This is a genomic window from Yersinia hibernica (assembly GCF_004124235.1).
GTDB lineage: Bacteria > Pseudomonadota > Gammaproteobacteria > Enterobacterales > Enterobacteriaceae > Yersinia > Yersinia hibernica.
Map to the genome: position 1 here is coordinate 3,418,747 of NZ_CP032487.1, position 24,989 is coordinate 3,443,735.

A 24,989-nucleotide genomic window follows, 5' to 3' on the forward strand; every position below is an offset into this window, starting at 1 on the left:
CGGTAATGGGGAGTGAGCATTTACTCAGAAATTTCAAGCTGCGACACCGTGCTGCCCAGCGCCCGCCAATCCGGCACATACATGGACTCCACTTGAGGAGCCGGTACTTGATAAATACCCGGTGTCACTGCTCGCGCCAGATAGAGCAAAGTCGTATGCCGATATGAGTCGACATTCACTGCGGCAACGTAGCGGTCATCACGGAATTCCTGATGCTTAATATCCGACTGTTGCATATCCTGCAATAACTCCGTCACACTGGTGGCGCTTTCCCCTAAGCTGGCGCTGCTGTCCCCTAAATTTTGGTTTTCCAGCTCCAAACCGGCAGGTAGCAAATCAACCACCAGCGCATCGGGCACCCGTTTATCAGCCCACACATCTAAATGCACCAGAACTAACTCCCCGCTTTTAAGCTGGGATAATTGCAGCGGTTGACCATCAAGCCCAATATAACTACGGCTGATATGTAAGTTATTGCTAAATGGGGCGGGTGTTTGCTGCGGATAGCCCACAATATCCACACGGCTATATAGCGCCACCTCACCACGGTTGTGTAATTGCATCCCTCCCGCCAGTTGTGGTGCTGACCAGTGTTGATTCAAGGCGGTGTTTTGTGTCACGGCCGGGCTCAGCGCGATAGATTCCTGCTGTGGCGCTATCGCCACTTGCCACGGGGTCTCAGCGCTACTCATCAGGGTGCGGCCGGCCAAGAACAGTGCATTACTCTCCTGCGTAGAGAGATAATTGCGGCTCACCAGCGCATTAGATAAATCCAACAGCCGTGTATCGCGAGCTTGCGGCAACAGATTATTGTCCGTCAGCAAGGCCAAAATCAGCGCGTCATCGCGCAGTGAGCTGCCGTAATCCTCCAGCCAATAATCTTTATCACTGCGGGAGGTATTTAGCCCCTGAGCTATGGATTCTTTGGCCCGCGGCATGTCGCCCATCAATTTCAATGCCACACCTAATTGCACCAACGGCAGGCCGGAGCGCGCATCATTACTGCGGGTGTACAATTGGCGCAATGCCCCAAGGGATGCCTGCTGCTGCTGCGCCAATACCAAGCCCGCATAAGCTTGCACCGCAAAGCGCGTGTGCCCTTTCTGCTCACTGTAGCGGATCTCAATCTGAGTGGGATCCTGCAAATAACGTTGCAAGCGGTTGTTGGCAGCAGTGAGCGCCGCCGCTGGCACACTGTATCCTTGCTGGCTGGCGCGGTAGAGGAAGTCGGTGGCATAAGCCGTCAGCCAGAACTCTTCTGGGCTGTTATTGCTCCACAAACCAAAACTGCCGTTATAGCGCTGCATACTGAGCAGATGCTCAATACCGACATCAATACTTTTGCGCCGTTTTTCATCACTGTCAGCCTTAATACCCAATGCGGTCAGTTGGGCATAATTGCTGTATAATGAAGGATATAGCCCACTCACCGTCTGTTCCAAACAGCCATAAGGATAAGCATAAAGTTCAGTAATATAGCGCGCTAAATTCAATGGCGGCCGGCTGGTTATCAGCAGTTGCCCTTGCAGGGTTTCAGGGACCAACCCCTCGATGGCCTCAGCGGGTAGATTCCAGCTATCGCCGCTGCGCAGCACATTCGCGAAATGGCGAGTTTGGGCCGGATAAGCTGGCCGCACCCCTATTTTCCAATGATGCTGGTAATCCGGCAATTTTTCATCCGGCAATATCATGCCCTTGATAGTCAGCCCAATATCACCTTGACCAAAACCATTCAGCGCCCGCACCGGAATGAGCACCGTTTTGCGCTCACCATTGGCCAGCGAAATAGATTGGCTCGGCGCGCCGGTCAATGCCAGTAAATCGCTGGCAACCCAATTGAGTGACAGTCTCTGTGGCTGGCCGGACAGATTACTCAAATCCAATGCCAGTTGGGTACTGTCGCCGCCCGCCAAAAAGCGCGGGGTAGCCAGTTGAGCAATCAGTGGGGCGGCCACCACCACTTTGGCTTCCGCTTTGCCGAAGTCTTCATCACTCCAAGCTTGCGCCATCAAGCGCAGCTCGCCATTAAAATCAGGGATAGCCAGTTCAACAATGCCCTCGCCCTGCGCGTTTAAGGTAACCGGCTGAGCTTGCTGCGCCACAATAGTCACTTCGGTTATGGGCTTTTTACCGCCACGAGACAGCGCATCTTCATCATCACCATCGCCACCAAAACGTAGGCTCGCCAAGCGCCCCTGCCCTTCAATTAACTGACCATAAACATCATATTGATCAGCGCTATAGCGTTTACGGCCAAAGAAAGCATCATAAGGGTCTGGTGTGGTGTAATCGGTGATATTGAGAATTCCGCTGTCAACCGCAGACAGCAGCACCTGCACTTTTTCCGGTAATGGTGCGCCGCTGCGGCTGGCTTTCACTTTGACAGTTAACGTCTGATTAGGACGAATGCGCTCAGGTGATGCCAACTCCAGCGCCAGCTTGCGGCTTTCATCCACCAGCGGCAAGTGCAGCAAACCAATCGCCCGTTTTGGTGTGGCCTGTTGCGACTTATCACCAGGGCGAATCACTGTTGCACTGAGATACAAATCATGGCGATTCCAGGCGGTGTTAATCGGCACGTCAACTTCAGTGCCGCCCGCCGGGATGGTCACTTCTTGCCACCACAGTGGCCCGTCGCTGGACTCCACCAGCAGATAGCCATTACCCGCCGCCGGTGCTTCAATATGCAGTTTCACTTGCTCGCCCGGGCGATAAGCCGGTTTATCCAATGTCAGTTTGACCTGATCGGGCCGAACCGCGCCGCTGCCCGCCGTATTATCCTGCCAACTATAACCGGCCCAGAAACGCGAGCTGCTCACCAATTCATTATCTGGATTACTGACCTCGATACGATAAGCGCCCCACTCCACCGGGAAGCTAACTTTGGCGCTGCCATTGGCCGCAATATTCACTGATTGCTCGGCCAGTGTCAGATCTTTTTTATCATACAGTGACTGCCAACCATCACTTTCTGACCACTGCCAATAATAGTCGCGGCGTTCGCGCACCAGCTTGACTTTCAGGCCATTAACCGCCTGTTTTTCTCCCTCAGCATTGGCATAAACAATGTCAAAATCGGCGCTAGAGTCCTGATCAACCATGGCCTGTGACTTATAACTGTCACTGCGATAATCATAAACTTGCTGTTTGTTGAACAAGGGGCGAATGCCCACCAGCACATCCGCGGGCCACAATGCTTGCTCGGCACGGCGCGTCACCGGCCGCCCACCAGATTCCAGCAAACTGGCCTGTAAAATCAGTTTCAGCGGCGATTGCGCATTCTGCCAACTGTTGTCAACGTCGATATCCGCCTGACCGTTGCTGTCCAGCGTGGTATCGAACTCATCCAAGGTGCGCGAGAGATTTTCTTCAATAACCGAACCGAATTCAAAGCCAGGTAATGAAGCTACCGCTTCGCGCTGCGGCCGCAGGAATAATTGACCTTGTAGACGATTACCTGACGCCGGAGCGCCATACAGATAGCGGCCGGTTATCGCAAAACTGACGTCGCTGTTGGTGGCAAGCGGCGCTTCACTGGCGGCAATTTCTAGTGCCATGCGCTCGGGTAGGAAGTCTTCCACTTTAAATTTGTACAGCCGCGGTTGGTTGTCACCCAGATTCAGGCGCAATGACCATTCGCCGGTCGGCCCCCCCTCGGGAATGGCGTATTGGTATTGATATAAGCCCTGTTCTGGCTGCCAGACAAAGCTGCGCACCACTTGATTGTCGGGCTTGAGGATATCCACTTTGATTGGCTGGGTCGTCAGGGGTTTGCCGTCGGCATCACGCAGTAAGCCATTGACAATTAAAGTCTCTCCGGGGCGATACAGATCTCGCGGGCCAAAAACAAACAGCTGCTTCTGGAAACCTTCTGGCCCGCCAATCTCAAACTCAGCTAAATCTAATGCTGGTGCATTGAGGTCAATAAGGCTGGTCTGCCCGTTTTGCGAGGCCAGCAGCAATTTTGCCTGGGCATTTTTTTCCAGTTGCGCATGGCCCTGACCATCAGTTTCAGCCTGTTCCAGCACTTGGCCTTTCTCATCCAACAGTTGCAACGCCACACCTTTCAAAGCGGCTCCACCCGCCAATGCCTGAGCAAAGACATCTATCCGGTCATGGTAGCGGTGTAAGGAAACACCAATATCACTAAGCGTAAATAAGGTTGCGGCGTTGGTATAACTGTAGTGCCCGGCTTGTTGCATCACGGCCAGATAAACACCAGATTCTTGCAGCGGCTTGATATCAGCTAATGGCAGTAACAGTTTTTCGCGGGTATTTGCCGCGGGATTAAGGTCAAAACGGCCGCTATAGACCAGATCAGCCATTTTCAGCAACTCGTCCGACTCCCAGTTAGACAGCGCACTGCGGTACTGCCATGTGGCCAGGAAATTCGCCAGGCTATTTTGTTTAATGCGGAAAAAGTTGACATCAACACTATCAACATTGAGTGCCATCACCGGCAACCCCTGCGCCAATTTCCCCGGCAACAAAGAGCCCTTACTGGCAAAACCGACACTCGGTTTAATCTCGCGGGTGGTGATTTGTTGCTGTTGTTGCTCACCAAGCTGAGCACCGCCAATACCTTTCAAAGCACTGTCGACGGTCAGCAGCAATTTACGCTCAGGTTTAAGGTGGCGTAAGCGCAATTCCATCAAGTTATCGGACAGCTCCCAAGCCCCATCAATTTTTCCACTGACGGTATCAACCAGATGAACTTGTGAGGAAAAGTCTTGGTGGGGATCTAATGGCTGGGAGAAAGTCAGCACCATGGCACTGGCACCATCAAGTTGCAGCTCAGAGGCATCGAGCAATGTTAGCGGCTGGCCAGCATGCTGTTTGGCCAGTTCTGCCAATTTATTGGCATCATTAATTTTGCTGACTGGCGTTTTGACCACAGACTCACTGACCTGTGTTGCCACCGGCGCAGATGACGCAGCAACATCCTTATTTTTGTTCTCATCATCACAGCCCGCTAATAATAATATCGCGCTGACCAAGAGCACCATCTGACACCCTTTCATTCTCAACATTAACCGATGCAAACTGTTGTCATTCATATCTTGCTCCCTGGTTGATGGCAAGATTATAGCATTCGGCAAACAGGGAATATAGACCATCAACCATTGAGATTATTCTTATTACAAGTTGTGACTATTTTGGAAAAAACAATATTTATCTTAATGAAACCCCGAGAGGAAATGGTATTTAATATTTTTAAGAATAAAACAAAAACTCACCCACAACAAAACAACAGGGAAAACAGAAACCAAGCAACACCATGAAATAAAACAATAAAAATAAATTAACAGCTAAATCGCCATGCACAAAGATAAATAAAACAAATACAAAATAAAAAATTAACATTTTAATAAATAGAAAATCAAACCGACTTTGCTTATATTTTCTAAAAACCGACACATCATTATTGAGCATTTATATCAATTTAATAAACACCACCTTAAAATAGGGGCTATATAATTATGAATCCTAGCAACACATTTAATGCACACTTATTGTCATTATTCATTCTTATCTCATTGCTAGTATTAAGTGGCACCATTACGGCACAAACAGCCCCGATAACTGAGTTTCAGCACAGCAATTTTATTCACGCGCTATTGCTGATGCCAATGACACAAAAGTCGGGCGGTATTCAATTACTGTCTCAAGTTGAACAGAATACTATCAATAAGTTGCAGGATTATGTGACTCAATATCCGCTGGCCACTGAGCAAGCAGAACAAAATGTTAAAAATAAGTCTGAGACAGCCAACTCAGCAACAATAGCTAAACTGGCTGTAGACAAAATGATAAAGCGAATATCCAGACAACTAAAGACCCATTAAGATTTTGTATTGGATCAATACAGCTTAAGACAAACAGTGGAAACCTTGCTGGCCATCAATCTGGCATGACTGATAGGCCCTCAATAACAGGGTAGTTTCTGCCTATAGCATGATAACTGTGGCCCATAAAAAAAGGGCCATATCGGCCCCTTTTCCCATTAATGATTAGTCGACGGAATGACATTTCTCAGCCAACTGCCCCACTTGCGCTGATAAAATGCTTGAGTATGCGTCATCAGATAATGGCTGACTCCCCGCTCTTTCTCATTCACCACACAAAAATCTACTGGGCCATCATCCGGCGCATGGTCACTGGCTACATGACCCGCCTCTTGAATCAACTGATCAATTTCATCAATGGAACCATCCACCTCCAGCCCGATCAATAAGTTAGGTTTCTCGTCTACCGCCTTATCATGCATCAGTGCCAAAAATGCCCGCCGCACCGGTTTACGTTGGCTGAATAACTGGATCAAAGCATCGACCATGGCGGCTGGATATTCTTCCGGCTGCCCTAGCAGAATTTGGCTCTCTTTATCCACCACCATTTCAGCTGGCTGCGCCAAGCCACCATTTTCTAGCAGCATCGCCACTTCTTGTGGCCAGAACTCTTTACCGTGCTCTGATTTCGGATTCAAAAACAGATGCGCACCTTGCGTCATTTCAAATAACACCCGCACTGGCATAGCAATAAATGGCTGTTTTTCACTGTCAATCGGTTGATCTTCGGCGATATCCAACGCCTGCTGGAGCACCTCGACCGAGGTAAAGAATGGAATGACTGATTCACCATCCTGCTTTTCCCAATGCAGAATATTCACGCCATTGCCTGCCGTGAAGGTCATTTCACCATCCTCACCACTCTTATCTGAATCATCCACCAGCACTAAAACTGTGGCATCTAGCAGCGCGCGAAAAAAAGCGATGCGATGAATTGACTCCGTCGCGGCCAGTTTTAGCAAAGACTCCAGATTGTGCTCTGCATCATGGTGATGGTTATCGTGGCTATCATCAGGGGATTGCGGCAAACTCATGCTCAACTCCAGAAAAACAATCAAACAAAGGGACGCAAAATGCGCCCCAAACGTCTTTAAGTATCACTAAAACTTACTGTTTTGCTTTCGCTAACAACAGATTAGCAATGGTACGCACCCCTAACCCGGTTGCCCCCGCCGACCACTGTTCAACCGCGCTTTTACGGTAGGTTGCAGAACAGTCGATGTGTAACCAACCTTGCTGATAATTTTTCACAAAGTGCGACAAAAATGCCGCTGCGGTGCTGGCACCCGCGCTGTAAGCGGCCCCCGCGACATTATTCAGCTCAGCAAAATTAGAGGGCAACTGGCTGCGATGGAATTCTGCCAGCGGCAAACGCCAGAAAGGTTCGTGCTCGCTTTGCGCGCTGCTCAACAAAGCTTGCGCCAGTGCATCATCAAAGCTGAACAAAGCATGGTAATCATTACCTAACGCAGTTTTTGCCGCGCCGGTTAAGGTTGCAGCATCAATAATCAGCGGTGCATGCTGCTCAGAGGCATCAATCAGGCCATCAGCCAATACCAAGCGCCCTTCAGCATCAGTATTCATAATTTCAACTGTCTTACCATTGCGATAGCGAATAATATCACCCAGCTTAAAGGCATTACCGCTAACCATATTATCGGCGCAACATAGATACAATTTTACCCGCTCTTTTAACCCACGAGCCGCTGCCAATGCCAGTGCACCGGTCACTGTCGCAGCCCCTCCCATATCGGATTTCATTGAATCCATGAATGCGCTCTGTTTCAGGCTATAACCGCCTGAATCAAAAGTGATGCCTTTACCTACCAGACAAGCCATTACTGGCGCATCTGGATTACCGGTTGGGTTGTAGTCCAGTGCTAACAACACCGGCGCTCGGTCAGAGCCACGCCCGACTGTGTAAATCCCGGCATAGCCTTGTTCACGCAGGTCTTCGCCTTTGGTAATGCGATAGTTGACGGCATCGCATGATACCGAGCACAGTAAATCAATCGCGTTTTTTGCCAGTTGCTCTGGCCCCAAATCTTCTGCGGGGGCATTGATGGTATCGCGCACCCAGTCAATAATCTTTATCCGTTGTTCCAGCTCGGTTTTTTCGTCTACTGGCAGTTCTGCCCACGCCACACTGCGCTGGCCTTTTGGCCCACGGAAACCTTGCCAGAATGCCCAACTTTGCTCCAGACCCCAGCCCTCTCCGGCCAGTTTTATGTGTTTAATACCTTGCCCATCTATTTTACGGGCGGCGCGTTGAATGGCACCTAATTGACCGTTATTGGTCAGGTGAATGGTTACCCCCTCAGCATTGGTACTGAGTATTGCTTTCTCGCCCCAGCGGGCATCAGCTGGCTTATCGGATAGGGTTACTTGCATCATTTCTGTTGTCATGAACTACCTCTTCATTATTATTTTTTGCTGTTATTCAGCTGCTTATATACAGGTCTAGCTTGACTGCGGCGATGACCAATCTTGCTGTAAAATACCCGCCTTCGCGGGCTGTCGCTCTAAGGTATCAGATCAGGTACAAAAAAGGGCCGCTTACGCGACCCAATCTTTATCTATTCAAATTCATCTAACCAAACCAACAAAATCGCTTCGAGTATTTTTTCATTTGACCCCTGTGGGGAGTCATCGAAATCTTCTAAGTCACAAATCCATTGGTGCATATCAGTAAAACGTACTGTTTTCGGATCCATATCCGGGAACTGGTCGTAAAGAGCTTCGCCAATCGCGCGGGTATCTTGCCACGTTAAGCTCATATCAGTGCTCCCGTGCATGGTTAATAGTATAGCGCGGGATCTCAACCACCAGATCTTCGTCGGTGACTCTGGCCTGACAACTCAGGCGGCTCTCCGGCTCCAGGCCCCAGGCTTTATCCAGCATGTCATCTTCCAGCTCGCTGCTTTCTGGCAGGGAGTCAAAACCCTCGCGCACAATACAGTGGCAAGTGGTGCACGCGCAGGATTTTTCACAGGCGTGTTCAATATCAATTCCATTGCGCAAGGCGACATCCAATATGGTTTCACCTTGGGTTGCTTCCAGCACTGCGCCATCCGGGCAAAGATCTTTATGGGGCAGAAATACGATTTTAGGCATGATTAAACCTCATCCACAGAATGGCCAGCCAAAGCACGACGGATAGAAGCATCCATCCGGCGCGCGGCAAAATCTTGCGTTTGTGTATCTAACGCTTTTATCGCAGCTTCGATAGCATGTGGGTCAGTGCCCTGCATCTGCTGCTGTAATGCCGCTATCGCCTGAGCGATGGCGGTACTTTCTTGCTCACTGAGTAATGCTGCGTCTGCGGCCAGTGCGCCCTGTAAACTCTCTAGCACACGGGAAGCTTCGACTTGTTGTTCCGCCAGTTTGCGGGCGCCAATATCACTTTGCGCATTCGCCATTGAATCTTTAATCATCTTGGTAATTTCATCGTCAGACAGCCCATAAGAGGGCTTCACCTGAATCGATGCCTCAACACCAGTGGATTTCTCCATTGCCGTGACACTCAATAACCCGTCCGCATCCACCTGGAAAGTCACGCGAATATGCGCGCCTCCAGCTGGCAGCGGCGGTAAACCCCGTAAGGTAAAGCGGGCCAGTGAGCGGCAATCTTGTACCAATTCGCGTTCACCTTGTAGCACGTGGATAGACATCGCGCTCTGACCATCTTTAAAGGTCGTGAACTCTTGCGCGCGAGCCACTGGGATGGTGGTATTGCGCGGGATAACCTTCTCCACTAGCCCCCCCATGGTTTCCAGCCCTAGCGACAGCGGGATAACATCAAGCAGAAGCATGTCACTGTCGGGTTTATTTCCCACCAGAATATCTGCTTGAATAGCGGCCCCAATGGCGACCACTTTATCCGGGTCAATTGAAGTCAGTGGCGTGCGGCCAAAGAATTGCCCAACCTGCTCACGTACCAAAGGCACTCGGGTCGAGCCGCCCACCATCACCACGGCAAGCACTTCGTCAGCCGTGACGCCGGCATCTTTTAATGCCCGGCGACAGGCCATTAATGTGCGTTTCACTAATGAGGCTATCAGAGACTCAAACTGCTCACGGGTGACCTGCCCGTGCCAACCGGCAACAGAGACGTCAGCAACTTCAGCCTGGCTCAGCGCAATTTTGGCCGCAATTGCCGCATCAAGAAGCTGCCGCTGCACTCCATGATCATCACGGGAATCAATGCCAGCTTGCTCGCGCAGCCAATCTGCTAATAAGTGGTCAAAATCATCGCCACCCAGCGCAGAATCGCCCCCCGTGGCCAAAACTTCAAACACCCCACGGCTCAAGCGCAAAATAGAAATATCAAATGTCCCGCCGCCCAAGTCGTAAACAGCAATCACCCCCTCTTGACCGGAGTCCAGGCCATAGGCGATAGCCGCCGCCGTTGGTTCATTGAGCAAACGCAATACATGCAATCCGGCCAAACGGGCCGCATCTTTGGTGCCCTGGCGTTGAGCATCATCAAAATACGCCGGAACAGTAATCACCACGCCATCCAAATCCCCTGCCAGAGCAGTTCGTGCTCGTTGCGCCAATGCTGTAAGAATATCTGCAGAGACTTGCACCGGATTGACTAATCCACTCGCCGTCTGGATAGTCGGCAAGCCGTTTTCGCTCGGCTGGAATTGGTAAGGCAGATTAGGATAGCGCTGCATGATATCGGCCAAAGAGCGGCCCATCATGCGCTTGACTGAACTGATGGTATTGACCGGATCCAATGCGGCTAAATGGCGCGCATTCCAGCCAACATCGATTCCCTCTTGTTGATAATGAACCACTGAGGGCAAAAGATCCCGCTGCTGTTCATCGGCTAGGGTTTGCGCTTTACCGCTGCGCACTGTAGCCACCAGCGAGTTGGTGGTGCCTAAATCTATCCCAGCAGCCAACCGGCGTTGATGCGGCGCAGCTGTTAAACCAGGCTCACTAATTTGTAATAAGGCCATATTGAGCTTCCATCAATCTATAAAACTTTAGCGACACGCTCTAATAAGAAATAGTCGGGCATTGCATCATTAATAAATTGAATTTTATTTATTTTTATCAATCAGATGCAATTTTACTGCCCTATTAAATTCTCATGAAAAGTCATCAAACAGGCGCTCTTCTAACTGCTCAACCTGCTGGTGTAACTTATCCAGAAAACGTAATTTTCGTACCGTCTCTGCTGCTTGCTCCCATTGTTGCTGATTCAGTTGCTCAACCATCAGCTGGCTGCGCGTTTGGGTCATGAGTACCAAGCGGCGATTAAATTCAGCGAGTTGCGTCTCAGCATCAGAATTGCGTTCGATAGCATCAAGCTCTTCGCGCAACTCTAATTGCTCCATCAGAAACGCAGTATCGCGCATAGTATGTTGTTCATTGCCTAAATCAAAACCCTGCAAAGATAGCATATACTCAGCCCGTTTTAACGGGTGCTTGAGGGTTTGGTAGGCATCATTGATGGTGAGCGCTTGCTGTAACGAGGCCAAGCGCTCGCGTTCCGGCTGATTAGCAAAACGATCGGGGTGAAATTGGCGTTGCAATTCTTGATAGCGGGTCGCGAGTTGGTTGCCATCAATCAGATACTGAGCTGGCAGCCCGAATAATGTAAAATAATCCATAACATGCTCTGGGAGTTGTCGTGTTGACTGAGCTGAGATCTAAACAGCTCTCTTTAGCCAAGAGAGCTGTATTCGGCATCAAGTGCCTGAGATAGGAACAAAAACAGGGTCAAACGTTAAAGCTTTCGCCACACCCGCACTCATTTGAGACATTCGGATTGTTGAACTTAAAACCTTCGTTTAGACCTTCTTTGACGAAATCCAGTTCGGTGCCGTCAAGATAGACCATGCTTTTGCCGTCGACTATCACTTTCACGCCTTTGTCTTCAAAAACGATATCGTCATCGTTCATTTCATCAACAAATTCCAGGACATATGCCATACCGGAGCAGCCCGACGTCCGCACACCTAAGCGCAAACCCAGGCCTTTACCACGGTGATTTAAAAAGGCGCTGACCCGTTGTGCAGCACTGTCGCTGATTGATATCGACATACACCTTCCTCAACTCTGGAACCGGCTCATATTCTCGCTATCTTGCAAATTGCAAGTCAACTGGTGCGCAGCATCTTGCAATTTTTGGAGAAATGAGCCCGTTATTAATAACCTATACTACAACTACTTGGCAGTATGCTTGCTTTTGTAGTCAGCGATAGCTGCTTTAATGGCATCTTCTGCCAATATTGAGCAGTGAATTTTGACTGGCGGTAACTCCAGCTCTTCGGCGATCTGAGTATTTTTGATCGCTTCAGCCTGATCGAGAGACTTACCTTTCATCCATTCAGTTACTAAAGAACTGGAAGCAATAGCAGAACCGCAGCCGTAAGTTTTAAAACGCGCATCTTCAATAATGCCAGCGTCGTTAACTTTGATCTGCAATTTCATGACATCACCACAAGCAGGCGCGCCAACCATGCCGCTACCAATGGTAGGGTCTGCATTATCGAAAGACCCAACATTACGTGGGTTTTCATAGTGATCGATTACTTTTTCGCTATAAGCCATGAGATTACTCCTGAGTCTTAAAATCTGGAATTAATGGTGAGACCATTCAATGCTGCTGATATCCACGCCCTGCTTGAACATCTCCCATAGCGGAGACAAATCACGCAGACGGCCAATAGATTTACGTACCAGCGCAATGGCGTAGTCTACCTCTGCTTCAGTGGTGAAACGCCCCAGAGAGAAACGGATTGAACTGTGAGCCAGTTCATCGTTCATCCCCAACGCACGCAACACGTAAGAAGGTTCCAGACTCGCGGAGGTACAGGCTGAACCTGACGAAACAGCCAGATCTTTCAGTGCCATAATAAGCGACTCACCCTCAACATAGTTGAAGCTGACGTTAAGAATGCCAGGTGCGCCATTCTCCAAATCGCCATTCAGGTAAACTTCTTCGATATCTTTGATGCCGTTCCACAGCCGCAGACGCAGTGAGCGCAGACGCGCCGCCTCGCTTTCCATCTCTTCTTTGGCAATACGGTAAGCTTCACCCATGCCCACTATCTGATGCACTGGCAAGGTACCAGAGCGCATACCGCGTTCATGGCCACCGCCGTGCTGCTGTGCTTCAATACGAATACGTGGTTTACGGCGAACAAACAGTGCGCCAATGCCCATCGGGCCATAAACTTTATGGGCAGAGAAAGACATCAAATCGACTTTCAGCTTGCTCAGGTCAATCGGTAATTTACCCACGCTTTGGGTCGCATCGACGTGGAAAATGATCCCGCGACTACGGCACATTTCGCCGATTTCAGCGATATCCTGCACCACACCGATTTCATTGTTCACATGCATGATAGAAACCAGAATGGTATCTTCACGCATTGCCGCTTCCAGCTGCTTCAGGTCGATAATACCGTTAGACTGAGGCGCCAAATAAGTCACTTCGAAGCCTTCACGCTCCAATTGGCGACAGGTATCCAGCACCGCTTTATGTTCAGTCTTACAGGTGATGATGTGCTTGCCTTTCTTCTGGTAGAAGTTAGCAGCACCTTTAATCGCGAGGTTATCGGACTCAGTTGCACCAGAGGTGAAGACAATCTCACGAGGGTCTGCACCAACTAAGGCGGCAATATCATTACGTGCAATATCAACAGCTTCTTCTGCTTGCCAGCCAAATTTGTGGGAACGCGAGGCCGGGTTACCGAAAATACCGTCCAGAGTCAGGTACTGCATCATTTTTTCAGCGACACGAGGATCTACCGGGGTCGTTGCTGCATAATCCAGATAGATCGGTGTCTTTACTTTTGATTCTGTCATTGCTCTTATGCTCCGTACATCACTTCCAAAACGTAAAATTCCGCAGATTCTGCTTATGCGCGCAGATTGACGTTAATCGTCTCTTGCGGTCGGCCATTGGCCGTACGGCGCGTATCGTTATTTTGGCGATCCGCAACCTCAAGAATATCTTGGTTATTCACCAGTTCTGCCAATGTGATGTTGTTGAGGAAGCTGCTGATGCGCTCGCTCAAATCACGCCACAAGGTGTGAGTCAGGCAACGGTCGCCACCCTGACAACCCTCTTTACCTTGGCAACGGGTTGCATCGACTGATTCGTCAACGGCAGTGATAACAGCACCGACCGCGATTGCTGATGCATCTTTACCCAGCAGGTAACCGCCACCTGGACCACGAACGCTGGCCACTAAGCCATTTTTACGTAACCGTGAAAAAAGCTGTTCCAAGTAGGATAACGAGATCCCCTGACGCTCTGAAATATCTGCCAGAGGAACTGGCCCGTCCTGGGAATGTAATGCCACATCAAGCATGGCGGTCACGGCATAACGGCCTTTGGATGTCAGTCTCATAGCTAAAATTACCTGTTGGTGAGAACAAGCCAGAATTCTGACATTCTTGACTATTTTAGTCAACTATTTAACCTAGTAATTCACTCAAGTATTATTTAACTATTTCATTTTCAATAATATTGACTGAACTCTATAATAACCGTCTGATATACAATATTAATTTTTGTCGCCGTGACCATTGATACCCGTGATGCTTCGTGGGTATTTATCTTGTTTTTCAATAGATGTCAGCATCCCACGCAAGATATTCAGCTCTTGGGCCTCTGGTCGAGCGCGGGTAAACAAGCGGCGCAATTTGCTCATAATCTGCCCTGGATGAGCCTGGCGTATAAAGCCAGTATGAGACAAAACCTGCTCCAGATGCAGATAGAAACGTTCCAAATCATCAACTAACGGATATGGGGCTTCCTCTTCTTCTACTGCTGGTGCCGCCGCTTGTTGGCGATCAAGGAATGCCACCCGCACTTCATACGCCAGAATCTGCACCGCCATGGCCAAGTTCAGTGAACTGTATTCCGGGTTTGCCGGGATAGCCACATGATAATGACACTTTTGCAGCTCATCATTCGTCAGGCCAACTCGTTCACGGCCAAACACTAACGCGACAGGCGCATGTTCAGCTTCACGCGCACTGCGAACACCGCACTCGCGCGGCTCCAACATCGGCCAAGGCAAGGTGCGAGAGCGAGCGCTGGTGCCAACCACCAGACTGCATCCTGCCAGCGCTTCATCCAGAGTATCAACGATGGTGGCATTGCCAATCACATCGCTGGCACCCGCCGACAGCGCAATAGCCTGAGAATCGGGTTTTACTAAAGGATTGACCAGATATAAATTGGTTAATCCCATTGTTTTCATGGCCCTGGCTGTAGAACCCATATTGCCGGTGTGCGAGGTCTCAACCAAAACGATACGAATATTGTGTAACATACAAACTCTGAGGATAACGGGGAATCGGCATATCTTAACACAGACATAGGCATTTATCAGACTACCTGCTATACTACGCACCGTTTCTCGTTCTTTAACATCCTAGTGGAAGATACCCATGCATCCGATGCTGACTATCGCCATACGCGCTGCGCGTAAGGCCGGTAACCTGATTGCCAAAAATTATGAAACTCCGGACGCTGTTGAAGCGAGCCAGAAAGGCAGTAATGACTTTGTTACCAACGTAGACCGCGACTCAGAAAGTCTGATTGTCGACGTTATCCGTAAATCTTATCCCAAACACACTATTATTGGTGAAGAATGCGGTCATTTAGTTGGCGAAGACGATGATATACAATGGGTTATTGATCCACTGGATGGCACTACCAACTTCATTAAACGTCTCCCACACTTCGCAGTCTCTATCGCCGTTCGCATCAAAGGCCGCACCGAAGTTGCCGTGGTCTATGACCCAATGCGTAACGAACTGTTTACCGCGACGCGCGGTCAAGGCGCTCAGTTAAATGGCTACCGTCTGCGTGGTACTAATGCCAAAGAGTTAGACGGCACGATTCTGGCGACCGGCTTCCCATTCAAAGCGAAACAGCATGCTCCGGCGTATATCCGCGTTGTTGGCAAATTATTTGAGCAGTGTGCCGACTTCCGCCGCACGGGTTCAGCAGCACTGGATTTGGCTTATGTTGCCGCGGGCCGTGTTGATGGTTTCTTTGAGATTGGGCTGAAGCCTTGGGATTTTGCCGGTGGCGAACTGCTGGTGCGTGAATCTGGCGGCATCGTGACTGACTTTGCTGGCGGCCATAATCATTTCAGTTCAGGTAACATCGTTGCCGGTAACCCACGCATTGTGAAATCTATCGTTCAAGCAATGAGCGACGAAATCAGTGATGCATTGAAGCGTTAATTCTATACAAATAACGGTTTCATATCATAAAGCCAGTCTGGGTTAGCCGACTGGCTTTTTTATTGTCAGCCTTAGCGCCCAAAGGGCCTAACTCCGCCGATAAAGTCCGGTTGGCTGGAGAGATAAAGCAGAACTCCGGCAAACAACAAAATTAAGCCGCCGGTCAATGCCAACGTCGCCCAAGCTATCGCTCCCCAGGCCGCTGGAGCCCTTTTGCGGCTTAGATGCACCGCCAATCGCCGCGCATAATGCACGAATAATGCCAGTAACGAGATGGTCAATGAGGTGCCTAGCGCCATCGCCATCGCCGAAAGAATCCCCCACCAGTAAACCCCAATCACCTTGGCAAACAGCAGCACCATAATGGCACCAGAGCAAGGCCGCATCCCCATGGCCAGCACAATTGCCAAACGGGTACGCCAGTCATCGCCAGCTTGTAACTCTTGCGCACTCGGCATATGGCGGTGCCCACAGCCGCAACTCTCACTGTGAATGTGGCCCGCGCTCAGCGGCTGAATGCTTTGGATGCTGATTTTCTGCGGTCTCAGCGCCTTTATCTGCCAATAAAGGCGCTTTATGGCCCGCAAACATAACAAAACCCCAAGCACAATAACCAACAGAAAACTGCCCTTTTCCAGCCAGAAACTGCTTTGATGCAAATAGCGAGAGGAAAGTTGCAACATGCCCAACAGCACGGTCACCAGCAGGATAGCAACCCCGCCTTGCAATATCGACGCCGCAAAAGTGAGCTTTAAACTGTTTTTTAGCTGTGCCGGATGGGTTGCCAGATAAGTCACAATCACTATTTTGCCGTGCCCTGGCCCCATGGCATGGAGTACACCATAAATCAAGCTGAACATCATCAGCGCTAAGCCGGTCTGATGCGGGTGGGCTTTCACCTGTTGCAGTAGCTGGGCCAGCTGCTGATGCATGCTTTTTTGCCAAACCACGGTTTTGAACAACAGTTCCGGCCAATAAAGCCAGGCAAGCTGCACCGCACCGGCCAGCAGCACTAAAAATGCCAGTAGCGGCCATAAGTTGATGAGCCAATGTCTGGGCCGCGCAGCATGGGTGAAACCTACTGACATTGTACGGTTACCCGTTGGGCGAATTGTTTGCCAAGTTCCATATCTTCTCCCGGTGAGTCACTCTTATCCAAGGACAGGGCATAAGCCTGTAATGAGGCATTTGGATTGGGGGTGAATAAAGTTAATTTGCAGTTTTTTTCCATTTCAGCCGACAACCTTACCGCCTTATTACCGGGGTAAGTCATATCCACAAAGTAAGTGGGGTCGTAAGTCGAGATAATAAAAGGCTTTCCAGCCAAGGGTTGCGGCTCAGCCAAAGGCAAAACAAACGTCAAAACCGCCTGATGGCCCTTACGTGACAAATGATATTCTGTCGGCAAATTTTTATATTTCATCGGCTTACCGTCACGGTATATATCCGTGAAATAGTGCTGGCCCAGCACATTGGCCATCACTTCAGCGGCCAGTTTCTTCCAGATTTCGGAGTCACTTTTGGCATTTTCTGCGTCATATAACAGATCTGCAGAAGTTATTTCATCCATCGTCCAGACCATTTTTACCCCCACTAACCTCTCTTTTTCACTAACGAAAGTCGCATCCATGTCAATAAAGCTGTGCGGGTGGGCCGCAGCAAAGTGGCTATAAATAAGAGAGCAGCTCACTAACAGCAGGACTATCAGCCGCTTAACCCTAATTTTGTTATAATGTAACATAGACCACATGAATCAATCCTTGGAAATTCTGCAATAACTGTGATGTAAGTTGTAAGTCGATGTAAAAGCCCATGACCCCAGTAAACTGAATAGAATCTCTTTTGCTATGCTTAGTGATGATGAATAACCACACATCCATCACGGAAGGTTATATGCGCTTGGACACGTCTATTGTGCCCCAGTTATCCAGTCAGCCACTATCCGGCCAACAACGCCGCTGCCATATGTTGCTGATGCTGTTTATGCCCGCCAGCACAGTAAAGCTGGACACCATCAGCCAATTTAATGGTGTCGGGCAGCCAACTACCCGGCAAGATATAGCCGAGGTTGCCAATGAAATCCAGCGTTTCTACCATTTGCAACTGAGTACCCAGGCCAATAAGAGTTGCTTGATTGAGGGTAATCGGCTTGATAAAAGATTGTGCTTAATCCACTGGCTGCGCCGGGGAGTGCGCTATTGCCCTGAGTTTGTAGAACACCATTTCGCCCCCAGCTTATATGATGCGCTCTCATGGGATAACCGACTCATTTCAGAGGATTTACCAAAGATTATTACCCAATGCGAACCCTATCTGAGCCGCCAGCTTAATGAAAAGGATCGCCAGTTTTTGCAACTGTATTTGGCTTATTGCGCTTGGGAAAATCGGCAACATACTCTGCCAGAGTTATCCCTCACACAGCAACACTGGCTGACACGCAAACCCGCGCTGGTAGCGGCTGACAGCCTATTTGATTCATTTAATCCGCTGTTAGGTCATCCACTCGATAAAATCGAACGCGACTTGCTCATTCTGATGCTAACAATGATTAAGGCGCACAGTTATCACAGTAGCCAATCAGCGGAAGATGCGCGCCTGTTTAAGGCTATTGACCAGTTAGTTCTGCGTTTTCAACAACTTTCCGCTATGACATTGAGCAGCAATGAGATGTTAATGAGCCAACTTTTCGCTCACCTCGCCCCAGCTATTGAGCGCTGTTATTTTAATATCGGTATTGATAATTCATCACTGAAAGAGGTCAATCGCCAATATCCGCGGCTGTTACGCACAACCCAGCAGGCCCTGATAGCTTTCGAACAAGAGTATCAAATCCAATTTTCTCCTGCCGAAGTGGCCCTAATAGCCATTAGTTTTGGTGCCTGGTTAATGCAGGAAAATGCCTTACAGGAAAAACAGGTGCTGATGTTGACGCAAAATAATCCAGAATTGGAACAACAAGTTGAGCAGCAAATCCGTGAGTTAACGCTTTTGCCATTACATATTAAGCACTTGCCCACTGATACATACCTGCAATCGGGCGCACCCGCCGGCACCGCCGTGGTGCTAACGCCCTATGCAATGCAACAACCTGAATCCCTCCCCCCGCTGATTCAGGTGTTGTTGCCAATGAGTGAACAGCAAAATAAGCAGTTACGCCGTCTATTAGATGTGCCCTAATCGGCGAGATCTTCTGAGTTTGCTACCACCCGAGGGCGAATAAACAGTGCCGGTATGACTATCAATGCCATCACCCAGAACACCCCGCCTTGATAATGCTCGAACAGGAAGCCCGAAATAACCGTCATTACCGCAATGCCCCCGCCCATCGCCAGTGCAGAATAAACTGACTGCAAACGAATGACATCCGCCCCACGTCGGGCAGCAATAAAGCGCATTGCCGCCAGATGGCAAACAGTGAATGAGCCACAATGCAGAATTTGAATCAAGATGAGCCACGGCAACTCCGTGGTTGAGGCCATCAGGCTCCAGCGGATAATGCCACTCACCGCTGAAAGCAGTAACAGGCTACGGGCCGTCCAGCGGCGGAACAGGATATTGCTGAATGCGAACACCAGAATCTCGGCCACCACCCCCAGTGACCATAAATAGCCAATTGTTGCGGTGGAATAACCGGCCTCTTGCCAGTAAATTGAACTGAAACTGTAATAGCCGGCATGTGCGCCTTGTAATAGGGTCACACACAGTAAAAAGCGCCATACCTGCGGCTCGGATAACAACACTTTCCATCGGGTCGCCGTCACCTTGCGCTGTTTAATCTCCCCCTGCGGCATCACACTCGGCTTCAGCAATGCTCCCAGTAACATCGCTGAGACACCGAAAAGCAAACTGTAAAGAATGGCCGGATGGCCCCAAACAGAGACCAGTTTCCCGGTCAATGCAGAACCGATAACAAACGCCAGTGACCCCCAGAGCCGGACTTTGCCATAATCCATGGTTATCTGTTTTTGCCAAGTCGCCGCCAGCGCATCCGTCAGGGGCACCAGTGGGCCAAAAAACAGGTTAAAACCGGCAATAATTATCATCAGCCAAGCCCAACCATGGCCAAACCAAAAACCCACGGCACAGGCCAATGTCAGCAACGCCAGAATGCGGATTGCCGTGACCAGATGGGAAGGGTCTTTCACACTGGGGGCGATAATCAAGCTGCCGAGAAAGCGGGAAATTAGCCCGGCTCCCAGCAAAATACCAATGGTTTCAGGCGGTATCCCTTCGCCTTGCAGCCAGATGCCCCAAAAAGGCAGGAAAATCCCATAAGAAAAGAAATAGGTGAAATAGCTGAGCGACAGCCAACGTGTTGATTGCAGTACCATGAATCCCTCCGAGGTCAGCCCGCCACTGTGACAGAGGCCTCGTCCGCTCGCAACCTTGTCATTATGCAAACACATAATTTGAGATTAGCTTCACATTTACCTGCGGAAAATAATAAAAAACCCGCATTTCGCGGGTTTTTATTAGCAAAATCAATTGGCCGAAATTATGCGTAAACCGGGAAACGGGCGCAAATAGCCAAAACTTTCTGCTTGATGCGCTCGATGGTCGCTTCGTCGTTGATGTTATCCAACACATCACACATCCAGCCCGCCAGCTCGCGCGACTCTTCTTCTTTGAAACCACGGCGAGTAATCGCCGGGCTACCAATACGCACACCAGAAGTGACGAATGGGCTTTTCGGGTCGTTAGGCACGCTGTTTTTGTTCACAGTAATATTGGCATGACCCAACGCAGCATCGGCATCTTTACCGGTGATATTTTTATCAACCAAATCAAGCAAGAACAGGTGGTTATCTGTACCACCAGACACCACTTTGTAGCCACGTTCCAAGAATACCGACACCATGGCTTTAGCATTCTTAGCCACTTGCTGCTGATAAACTTTAAACTCAGGCTCCATGGCTTCTTTCAACGCGACCGCTTTACCCGCGATGACATGCATCAATGGGCCGCCCTGGTTCGCCGGGAACACAGAGGAGTTCAGTTTTTTATACAGATCTTCATCGCCACCTTTCGCCAAAATCAAGCCGCCGCGTGGGCCAGCCAATGTTTTGTGCGTGGTCGTAGTCACGACATGCGCATGTGGCACGGGGTTAGGGTAAACGCCCGCCGCTACCAGACCGGCTACGTGAGCCATATCGACAAAGAACCATGCGCCGATGCTATCAGCGATTTCGCGCATTTTTGCCCAATCAACAATACCGGAATAAGCAGAGAAGCCGCCGATGATCATTTTTGGTTTATGAATTTCGGCCTGACGCGCCATATCTTCATAATCAATTTTGCCAGACTCATCAATACCGTAAGGCACGATATTGTACAGTTTACCGGAGAAGTTAACCGGTGAGCCGTGGGTCAAATGGCCGCCGTGCGCCAGGTTCATCCCCAGAACTGTATCACCGGGTTGCAGCAACGCTGAGTAAACCGCCACGTTGGCCTGAGAACCGGAATGCGGCTGAACGTTGGCGTAATCTGCACCGAACAACTCTTTAGCGCGGTCAATAGCCAGCTGTTCTACAATGTCGACATACTCACAGCCACCGTAGTAACGCTTGCCCGGATAGCCTTCAGCATATTTGTTCGTCAACTGAGAACCTTGTGCCTGCATAACACGCGGGCTAGTGTAGTTCTCAGAGGCAATCAGCTCGACGTGCTCTTCCTGGCGCACCACTTCTTGCTCCATTGCACGCCATAGATCTGCATCATAATCGGCAATGTTCATTTCACGCTTTAACATCCGGCTCTCCTGACTTAGCTAACAAAATAGACCTAATGAACAGCCCTTCTGGGCTTTATGACACAGTGTAAACTGTTTGCCCCCCGTTAAGATAGGTCTTGACAGAGGTTTTTACGCAAACGATTGGCTCCAGTCTGCGTAAGGCTTTGACCTGTTCAGACTTCATCCAGCGCAACGGAATTATCCTCATATTCATTATGTGATTTTTTCATCTTCTGTGAACTGACGCAGTACGCTAATCCCTTATAAGAAGGATGCGTATTTACAAGTTAAGCCGCAAACTATAAGATGCATTTAAAATACATGTATTAATTTACACACTATAAACCCCAGAATCATTGGCATTGCCACAAAGATGAAAGGGACAAAATATTTAAGGAGCACCGCATGCTGGATAGTCAAACCATCGCCATCGTTAAATCCACCATTCCATTACTTGCCGCCACCGGCCCCAAGCTAACGGCACATTTTTATGACCGCATGTTCGAGCATAATCCTGAGCTCAAGCACATCTTCAATATGAGCAACCAGTTTAATGGTGACCAACGTGAAGCGCTGTTCAACGCCATTTGTGCATATGCGGCAAACCTCGAGAATCTGGCCGCTTTATTGCCAGCAGTTGAGCGCATTGCCCAGAAACATACCAGCCTAAACATTCAGCCCGAGCATTACTCGATAGTGGGTCATCACCTAATAAGTACCCTGGATGAAATGTTCTCCCCCGGTCAGGAAGTATTGGATGCCTGGACGAGCGCCTATGGGGTGCTGGCAGATGTATTTATTGCGCGGGAAAGCCAGATTTATCAACAAGGTGAGAACAGTTCTGGCGGCTGGCGAACTTTACGCCGCTTTCGCATCCTGAAAAAAGAGATGCAAAGTGATGTTATTTGCAGTTTTGTATTAGCCCCAGAGGACGGTGGCCGGGTGCTGGATTTCAAACCCGGCCAATATTTGGGTATTTATATTGAAGATGAGCGGCTTGAGTATCAGGAAATCCGCCAATACTCCCTGACTGCCGCCCCTAACGGAGAAACCTACCGCATTGCCGTGAAGCGCGAGGAGCAAGGAACTGTTTCTAATTATTTACACCGTGAATTGCACGAAGGCGACAGTATTCGAGTCGCCCCTCCACGCGGTGATTTTTTCTTGGATATTACGCCAGACACCCCCGTGGCACTGATTTCTGCCGGCGTCGGTCAAACCCCGATGTTAAGTATGCTCAATAGTTTGCATAATCAGCAACATGCCGCGCCAGTGCATTGGCTGCATGCCGCTGAAAATGGCCGTGTTCATGCTTTTGCCGATGAAGTTGCTGCGATAGCAGACAATATGCCAAATCTTAGCCGCCATGTGTGGTATCGCCAGCCAACGGCGCAAGATAATCACGGAAAGAATTATCACAGCACCGGGCTGATGGACCTCAGTTCACATCAGTGGCTGGCCGCCGATCCCAACAGGCATTATTACTTCTGTGGCCCATTAGCTTTTATGCAATTTTCAGGCCGCCAACTATTAGCGCAAGGAGTGGCTGCAGAGCGAATTCACTATGAATGCTTCGGCCCACATAAAGTCATTTAATAACTGAATTTTATTTCATTTCCCAGGGGTGCCATTCTGGCGCCCTGCATATTCGTTATAAAAAATCTGTCTACTTATTATTTCTAAATGTAGTAGAACGTGATTTAGATCTCATATATCCTCATTTAATATTGCCACGATGGGGCATTCGGATGAATGTCTAAATATTCATATAGCTGAAAATTAATAATGTGGCTGACATTATTCCCTACTATTTATTGCCCGGTAGCAGAGGGTAAATTAAGGCTGAATTGACCTACCATGAGTAAGAAGTTCATTAAAAAAGAAGGGTTGGCATTGGTATCCATGGCCCGCTATTTAATTGGCGAGCGCTCGGGTAATCGGCTTAAAACTATCGATGAATTATCCGATGATTTCGGTATCTCCGTCGGAGTGGTGCAACACGCATTAAAAGTGTTGGAAGCTGAAGGCGCTATCATCGTTGAGCGCCGAGGCCGAAATGGAACCTTACTTGTTGACTTGAATATGCCGCAATTACTGCAACAGGCTGATTTGGGTAATATGGTGTGCGCCATGCCACTGCCTTACACCAAACTTTATGAAGGTTTAGCCAGCGGCTTAAGAGAGCAATTTACTTTACTTCCGCTCTATTTTGCCCATATGCGTGGGGCAGAAGTGCGAATTGAATGCCTGATAGACGGCATTTACGATATGGCCGTTGTCTCGCATCTGGCGGCTAAAAGTTATCTGGAGCAAGGGAAAGTTACTCTGGCACTGAATTTAGGAAATGGCTCCTACGTGGATGGCCACCAACTTATTTGCCGCCGTGGCGAACAAAATAATATCCGCCGCGTGGGGTTAGATCCGCGCTCACCCGACCAATGTCTGCTGACTGAAATTAAATTCTCCGGACAAGCTATCGAATTAGTCGAATTGCCTTATAGCGACTGTATCGCGCATATAAATCGTGGTGATATTGATGCTGCAATTTGGAATCTGGCTGATAATATTCCTCAAGAAGATTTACAGGCAATAAAACTGCAAGGCGATGAGCGCTATATTCAAGCCTCGCAGGCCGTTATCCTTATCCGGCCAGATAACCATCCAATCAAATTGCTGCTGGAAAAAGGGATTAATGAAACATTATTGCTGTGCCACCAGCGCGCGGTACAAAATGGTGAGATAGAGCCTCGTTATTAATCCTATTACTCTGGCAGCAAGCTAAGTTATTTTCGGGAGGCCACTCTTTGAAGATTTGTATTGATGCGCGTCTGAATATTCTTTGTCAGTCAGGGGTTGTTGACCACGATATTGGTCAAGGATTAGATCAGGTTATCAACCGGTTAGAAAATTTCTGGCAGTTACCCGTCAGTGGTTATCAAGGGGAAATGGCAATCACCCATATGGCGAATGCATTAATGCGTACCCGCCGCGGTGAAGAGATCCATGCGCTGGATCCCGCAATATTAGCGGAAATTATCCAAAGCGAAGATATTCATTATATCCGGGAGATAAACCAAGATTTATTGGCCTTTTTTTCACTGAAACCGGCAGAAAATGAAATCGGATATTTACTCGCGAACCTTTACGGTCTATACCTTTCTAGTGACACCCCTCTCCTGCGTTAA

At 49.2% G+C, this 24,989-nt stretch carries 22 protein-coding genes; 6 read left to right on the top strand and 16 right to left on the bottom strand.

Annotated elements, in window-relative coordinates:
* Positions 1-20: 20 nt before the first annotated feature.
* Positions 21-5,057, bottom strand: a complete 5,037-nt coding sequence (locus tag D5F51_RS16075) for an alpha-2-macroglobulin family protein (RefSeq protein WP_129197833.1) — start codon at positions 5,055-5,057, stop codon at positions 21-23.
* A 423-nt stretch (positions 5,058-5,480) separates the two neighbouring features.
* Between D5F51_RS16075 and D5F51_RS16080 the strand changes: the two genes are divergently transcribed.
* Positions 5,481-5,846 carry a hypothetical protein gene (locus D5F51_RS16080; RefSeq protein ID WP_129197835.1) on the top strand — a complete coding sequence of 122 codons (366 nt, stop codon included), beginning with the start codon at positions 5,481-5,483 and terminating at the stop codon, positions 5,844-5,846.
* 158 nt (positions 5,847-6,004) lie between these two features.
* On the opposite strand, the gene sseB is transcribed toward D5F51_RS16080, so the two are convergent.
* From sseB to trmJ, 11 genes are all read right to left on the bottom strand, one after another.
* The gene (gene sseB, locus D5F51_RS16085) at positions 6,005-6,880 is read right to left on the bottom strand and encodes an enhanced serine sensitivity protein SseB (protein WP_129197837.1); all 876 of its coding nucleotides are present in this window, start codon (positions 6,878-6,880) and stop codon (positions 6,005-6,007) included.
* A 73-nt stretch (positions 6,881-6,953) separates the two neighbouring features.
* Positions 6,954-8,252: an aminopeptidase PepB gene (pepB, locus tag D5F51_RS16090; RefSeq protein WP_129197839.1), complete on the bottom strand. Its 1,299-nt coding sequence runs from the start codon at positions 8,250-8,252 to the stop codon at positions 6,954-6,956.
* A 170-nt stretch (positions 8,253-8,422) separates the two neighbouring features.
* Positions 8,423-8,623: a Fe-S cluster assembly protein IscX gene (iscX, locus tag D5F51_RS16095; RefSeq protein WP_025379206.1), complete on the bottom strand. Its 201-nt coding sequence runs from the start codon at positions 8,621-8,623 to the stop codon at positions 8,423-8,425.
* 1 nt (position 8,624) lies between these two features.
* On the bottom strand, positions 8,625-8,960 hold the full coding sequence (gene fdx, locus D5F51_RS16100; RefSeq protein ID WP_004707904.1) for an ISC system 2Fe-2S type ferredoxin: 336 nt from the start codon (positions 8,958-8,960) through the stop codon (positions 8,625-8,627).
* Positions 8,961-8,962: 2 nt separating this feature from the next.
* Positions 8,963-10,813, bottom strand: a complete 1,851-nt coding sequence (hscA, locus tag D5F51_RS16105) for a Fe-S protein assembly chaperone HscA (RefSeq protein ID WP_129197841.1) — start codon at positions 10,811-10,813, stop codon at positions 8,963-8,965.
* 132 nt (positions 10,814-10,945) lie between these two features.
* Complete coding sequence (gene hscB / locus D5F51_RS16110) at positions 10,946-11,470, bottom strand: co-chaperone HscB (RefSeq protein WP_129197843.1); 525 nt, start codon at positions 11,468-11,470, stop codon at positions 10,946-10,948.
* A gap of 109 nt (positions 11,471-11,579) precedes the next feature.
* On the bottom strand, positions 11,580-11,903 hold the full coding sequence (gene iscA, locus D5F51_RS16120) for an iron-sulfur cluster assembly protein IscA (RefSeq protein ID WP_025379208.1): 324 nt from the start codon (positions 11,901-11,903) through the stop codon (positions 11,580-11,582).
* A 123-nt stretch (positions 11,904-12,026) separates the two neighbouring features.
* Positions 12,027-12,413, bottom strand: a complete 387-nt coding sequence (gene iscU / locus D5F51_RS16125) for a Fe-S cluster assembly scaffold IscU (RefSeq protein ID WP_019212182.1) — start codon at positions 12,411-12,413, stop codon at positions 12,027-12,029.
* Positions 12,414-12,443: 30 nt separating this feature from the next.
* Positions 12,444-13,673: an IscS subfamily cysteine desulfurase gene (locus tag D5F51_RS16130; protein WP_129197845.1), complete on the bottom strand. Its 1,230-nt coding sequence runs from the start codon at positions 13,671-13,673 to the stop codon at positions 12,444-12,446.
* 53 nt (positions 13,674-13,726) lie between these two features.
* Positions 13,727-14,221: a Fe-S cluster assembly transcriptional regulator IscR gene (iscR, locus tag D5F51_RS16135; protein WP_004707916.1), complete on the bottom strand. Its 495-nt coding sequence runs from the start codon at positions 14,219-14,221 to the stop codon at positions 13,727-13,729.
* 156 nt (positions 14,222-14,377) lie between these two features.
* The gene (trmJ, locus tag D5F51_RS16140) at positions 14,378-15,151 is read right to left on the bottom strand and encodes a tRNA (cytosine(32)/uridine(32)-2'-O)-methyltransferase TrmJ (RefSeq protein WP_129197847.1); all 774 of its coding nucleotides are present in this window, start codon (positions 15,149-15,151) and stop codon (positions 14,378-14,380) included.
* A gap of 118 nt (positions 15,152-15,269) precedes the next feature.
* Here trmJ and suhB point away from each other — a divergent pair, with 118 nt between their 5' ends.
* The gene (gene suhB / locus D5F51_RS16145) at positions 15,270-16,073 is read left to right on the top strand and encodes an inositol-1-monophosphatase (protein WP_025379211.1); all 804 of its coding nucleotides are present in this window, start codon (positions 15,270-15,272) and stop codon (positions 16,071-16,073) included.
* Between the two features lie 71 nt (positions 16,074-16,144).
* Here the strand turns inward: suhB and D5F51_RS16150 are convergent, their stop codons facing one another.
* Positions 16,145-17,161, bottom strand: a complete 1,017-nt coding sequence (locus tag D5F51_RS16150) for a nickel/cobalt transporter (protein ID WP_129197849.1) — start codon at positions 17,159-17,161, stop codon at positions 16,145-16,147.
* Positions 17,152-17,814, bottom strand: a complete 663-nt coding sequence (locus D5F51_RS16155) for a DUF1007 family protein (protein ID WP_186368195.1) — start codon at positions 17,812-17,814, stop codon at positions 17,152-17,154. The genes D5F51_RS16150 and D5F51_RS16155 overlap by 10 nt, the downstream gene beginning before the upstream one ends.
* Positions 17,815-17,966: 152 nt before the next feature.
* Here D5F51_RS16155 and csiE point away from each other — a divergent pair, with 152 nt between their 5' ends.
* Positions 17,967-19,250: a stationary phase inducible protein CsiE gene (csiE, locus tag D5F51_RS16160; protein WP_129197853.1), complete on the top strand. Its 1,284-nt coding sequence runs from the start codon at positions 17,967-17,969 to the stop codon at positions 19,248-19,250.
* Here the strand turns inward: csiE and D5F51_RS16165 are convergent.
* Together D5F51_RS16165 and glyA are read right to left on the bottom strand one after the other, a co-directional pair.
* Positions 19,247-20,404, bottom strand: coding sequence for a 3-phenylpropionate MFS transporter (locus D5F51_RS16165; RefSeq protein WP_129197855.1), 1,158 nt, complete (start codon positions 20,402-20,404; stop codon positions 19,247-19,249). The genes csiE and D5F51_RS16165 overlap by 4 nt on opposite strands.
* Positions 20,405-20,568: 164 nt before the next feature.
* Positions 20,569-21,822 (bottom strand): serine hydroxymethyltransferase, encoded by a 1,254-nt coding sequence (glyA, locus tag D5F51_RS16170; RefSeq protein ID WP_129197857.1) that lies wholly within the window; start codon positions 21,820-21,822, stop codon positions 20,569-20,571.
* Between the two features lie 387 nt (positions 21,823-22,209).
* Here glyA and hmpA point away from each other — a divergent pair, with 387 nt between their 5' ends.
* From hmpA to D5F51_RS16185, 3 genes are all read left to right on the top strand, one after another.
* Positions 22,210-23,400 (top strand): NO-inducible flavohemoprotein, encoded by a 1,191-nt coding sequence (hmpA, locus tag D5F51_RS16175; protein WP_129197859.1) that lies wholly within the window; start codon positions 22,210-22,212, stop codon positions 23,398-23,400.
* Between the two features lie 261 nt (positions 23,401-23,661).
* Positions 23,662-24,561 carry a GntR family transcriptional regulator YhfZ gene (gene yhfZ, locus D5F51_RS16180; protein ID WP_025379218.1) on the top strand — a complete coding sequence of 300 codons (900 nt, stop codon included), beginning with the start codon at positions 23,662-23,664 and terminating at the stop codon, positions 24,559-24,561.
* Between the two features lie 47 nt (positions 24,562-24,608).
* A complete protein-coding gene (locus D5F51_RS16185) occupies positions 24,609-24,989 on the top strand; it encodes a PRD domain-containing protein (protein WP_129197860.1) in 381 nt (126 codons plus the stop codon).

Bases quoted from the DNA above. Each gene is read 5' to 3' on its own strand.
- D5F51_RS16075 (WP_129197833.1), bottom strand. From the start codon at position 5,057: ATGAATGACAACAGTTTGCATCGGTTAATGTTGAGAATGAAAGGGTGT.
- D5F51_RS16080 (WP_129197835.1), top strand. From the start codon at position 5,481: ATGAATCCTAGCAACACATTTAATGCACACTTATTGTCATTATTCATT.
- sseB (WP_129197837.1), bottom strand. From the start codon at position 6,880: ATGAGTTTGCCGCAATCCCCTGATGATAGCCACGATAACCATCACCAT.
- pepB (WP_129197839.1), bottom strand. From the start codon at position 8,252: ATGACAACAGAAATGATGCAAGTAACCCTATCCGATAAGCCAGCTGAT.
- iscX (WP_025379206.1), bottom strand. From the start codon at position 8,623: ATGAGCTTAACGTGGCAAGATACCCGCGCGATTGGCGAAGCTCTTTAC.
- fdx (WP_004707904.1), bottom strand. From the start codon at position 8,960: ATGCCTAAAATCGTATTTCTGCCCCATAAAGATCTTTGCCCGGATGGC.
- hscA (WP_129197841.1), bottom strand. From the start codon at position 10,813: ATGGCCTTATTACAAATTAGTGAGCCTGGTTTAACAGCTGCGCCGCAT.
- hscB (WP_129197843.1), bottom strand. From the start codon at position 11,470: ATGGATTATTTTACATTATTCGGGCTGCCAGCTCAGTATCTGATTGAT.
- iscA (WP_025379208.1), bottom strand. From the start codon at position 11,903: ATGTCGATATCAATCAGCGACAGTGCTGCACAACGGGTCAGCGCCTTT.
- iscU (WP_019212182.1), bottom strand. From the start codon at position 12,413: ATGGCTTATAGCGAAAAAGTAATCGATCACTATGAAAACCCACGTAAT.
- D5F51_RS16130 (WP_129197845.1), bottom strand. From the start codon at position 13,673: ATGACAGAATCAAAAGTAAAGACACCGATCTATCTGGATTATGCAGCA.
- iscR (WP_004707916.1), bottom strand. From the start codon at position 14,221: ATGAGACTGACATCCAAAGGCCGTTATGCCGTGACCGCCATGCTTGAT.
- trmJ (WP_129197847.1), bottom strand. From the start codon at position 15,151: ATGTTACACAATATTCGTATCGTTTTGGTTGAGACCTCGCACACCGGC.
- suhB (WP_025379211.1), top strand. From the start codon at position 15,270: ATGCATCCGATGCTGACTATCGCCATACGCGCTGCGCGTAAGGCCGGT.
- D5F51_RS16150 (WP_129197849.1), bottom strand. From the start codon at position 17,161: ATGTCAGTAGGTTTCACCCATGCTGCGCGGCCCAGACATTGGCTCATC.
- D5F51_RS16155 (WP_186368195.1), bottom strand. From the start codon at position 17,814: ATGTTACATTATAACAAAATTAGGGTTAAGCGGCTGATAGTCCTGCTG.
- csiE (WP_129197853.1), top strand. From the start codon at position 17,967: ATGCGCTTGGACACGTCTATTGTGCCCCAGTTATCCAGTCAGCCACTA.
- D5F51_RS16165 (WP_129197855.1), bottom strand. From the start codon at position 20,404: ATGGTACTGCAATCAACACGTTGGCTGTCGCTCAGCTATTTCACCTAT.
- glyA (WP_129197857.1), bottom strand. From the start codon at position 21,822: ATGTTAAAGCGTGAAATGAACATTGCCGATTATGATGCAGATCTATGG.
- hmpA (WP_129197859.1), top strand. From the start codon at position 22,210: ATGCTGGATAGTCAAACCATCGCCATCGTTAAATCCACCATTCCATTA.
- yhfZ (WP_025379218.1), top strand. From the start codon at position 23,662: ATGAGTAAGAAGTTCATTAAAAAAGAAGGGTTGGCATTGGTATCCATG.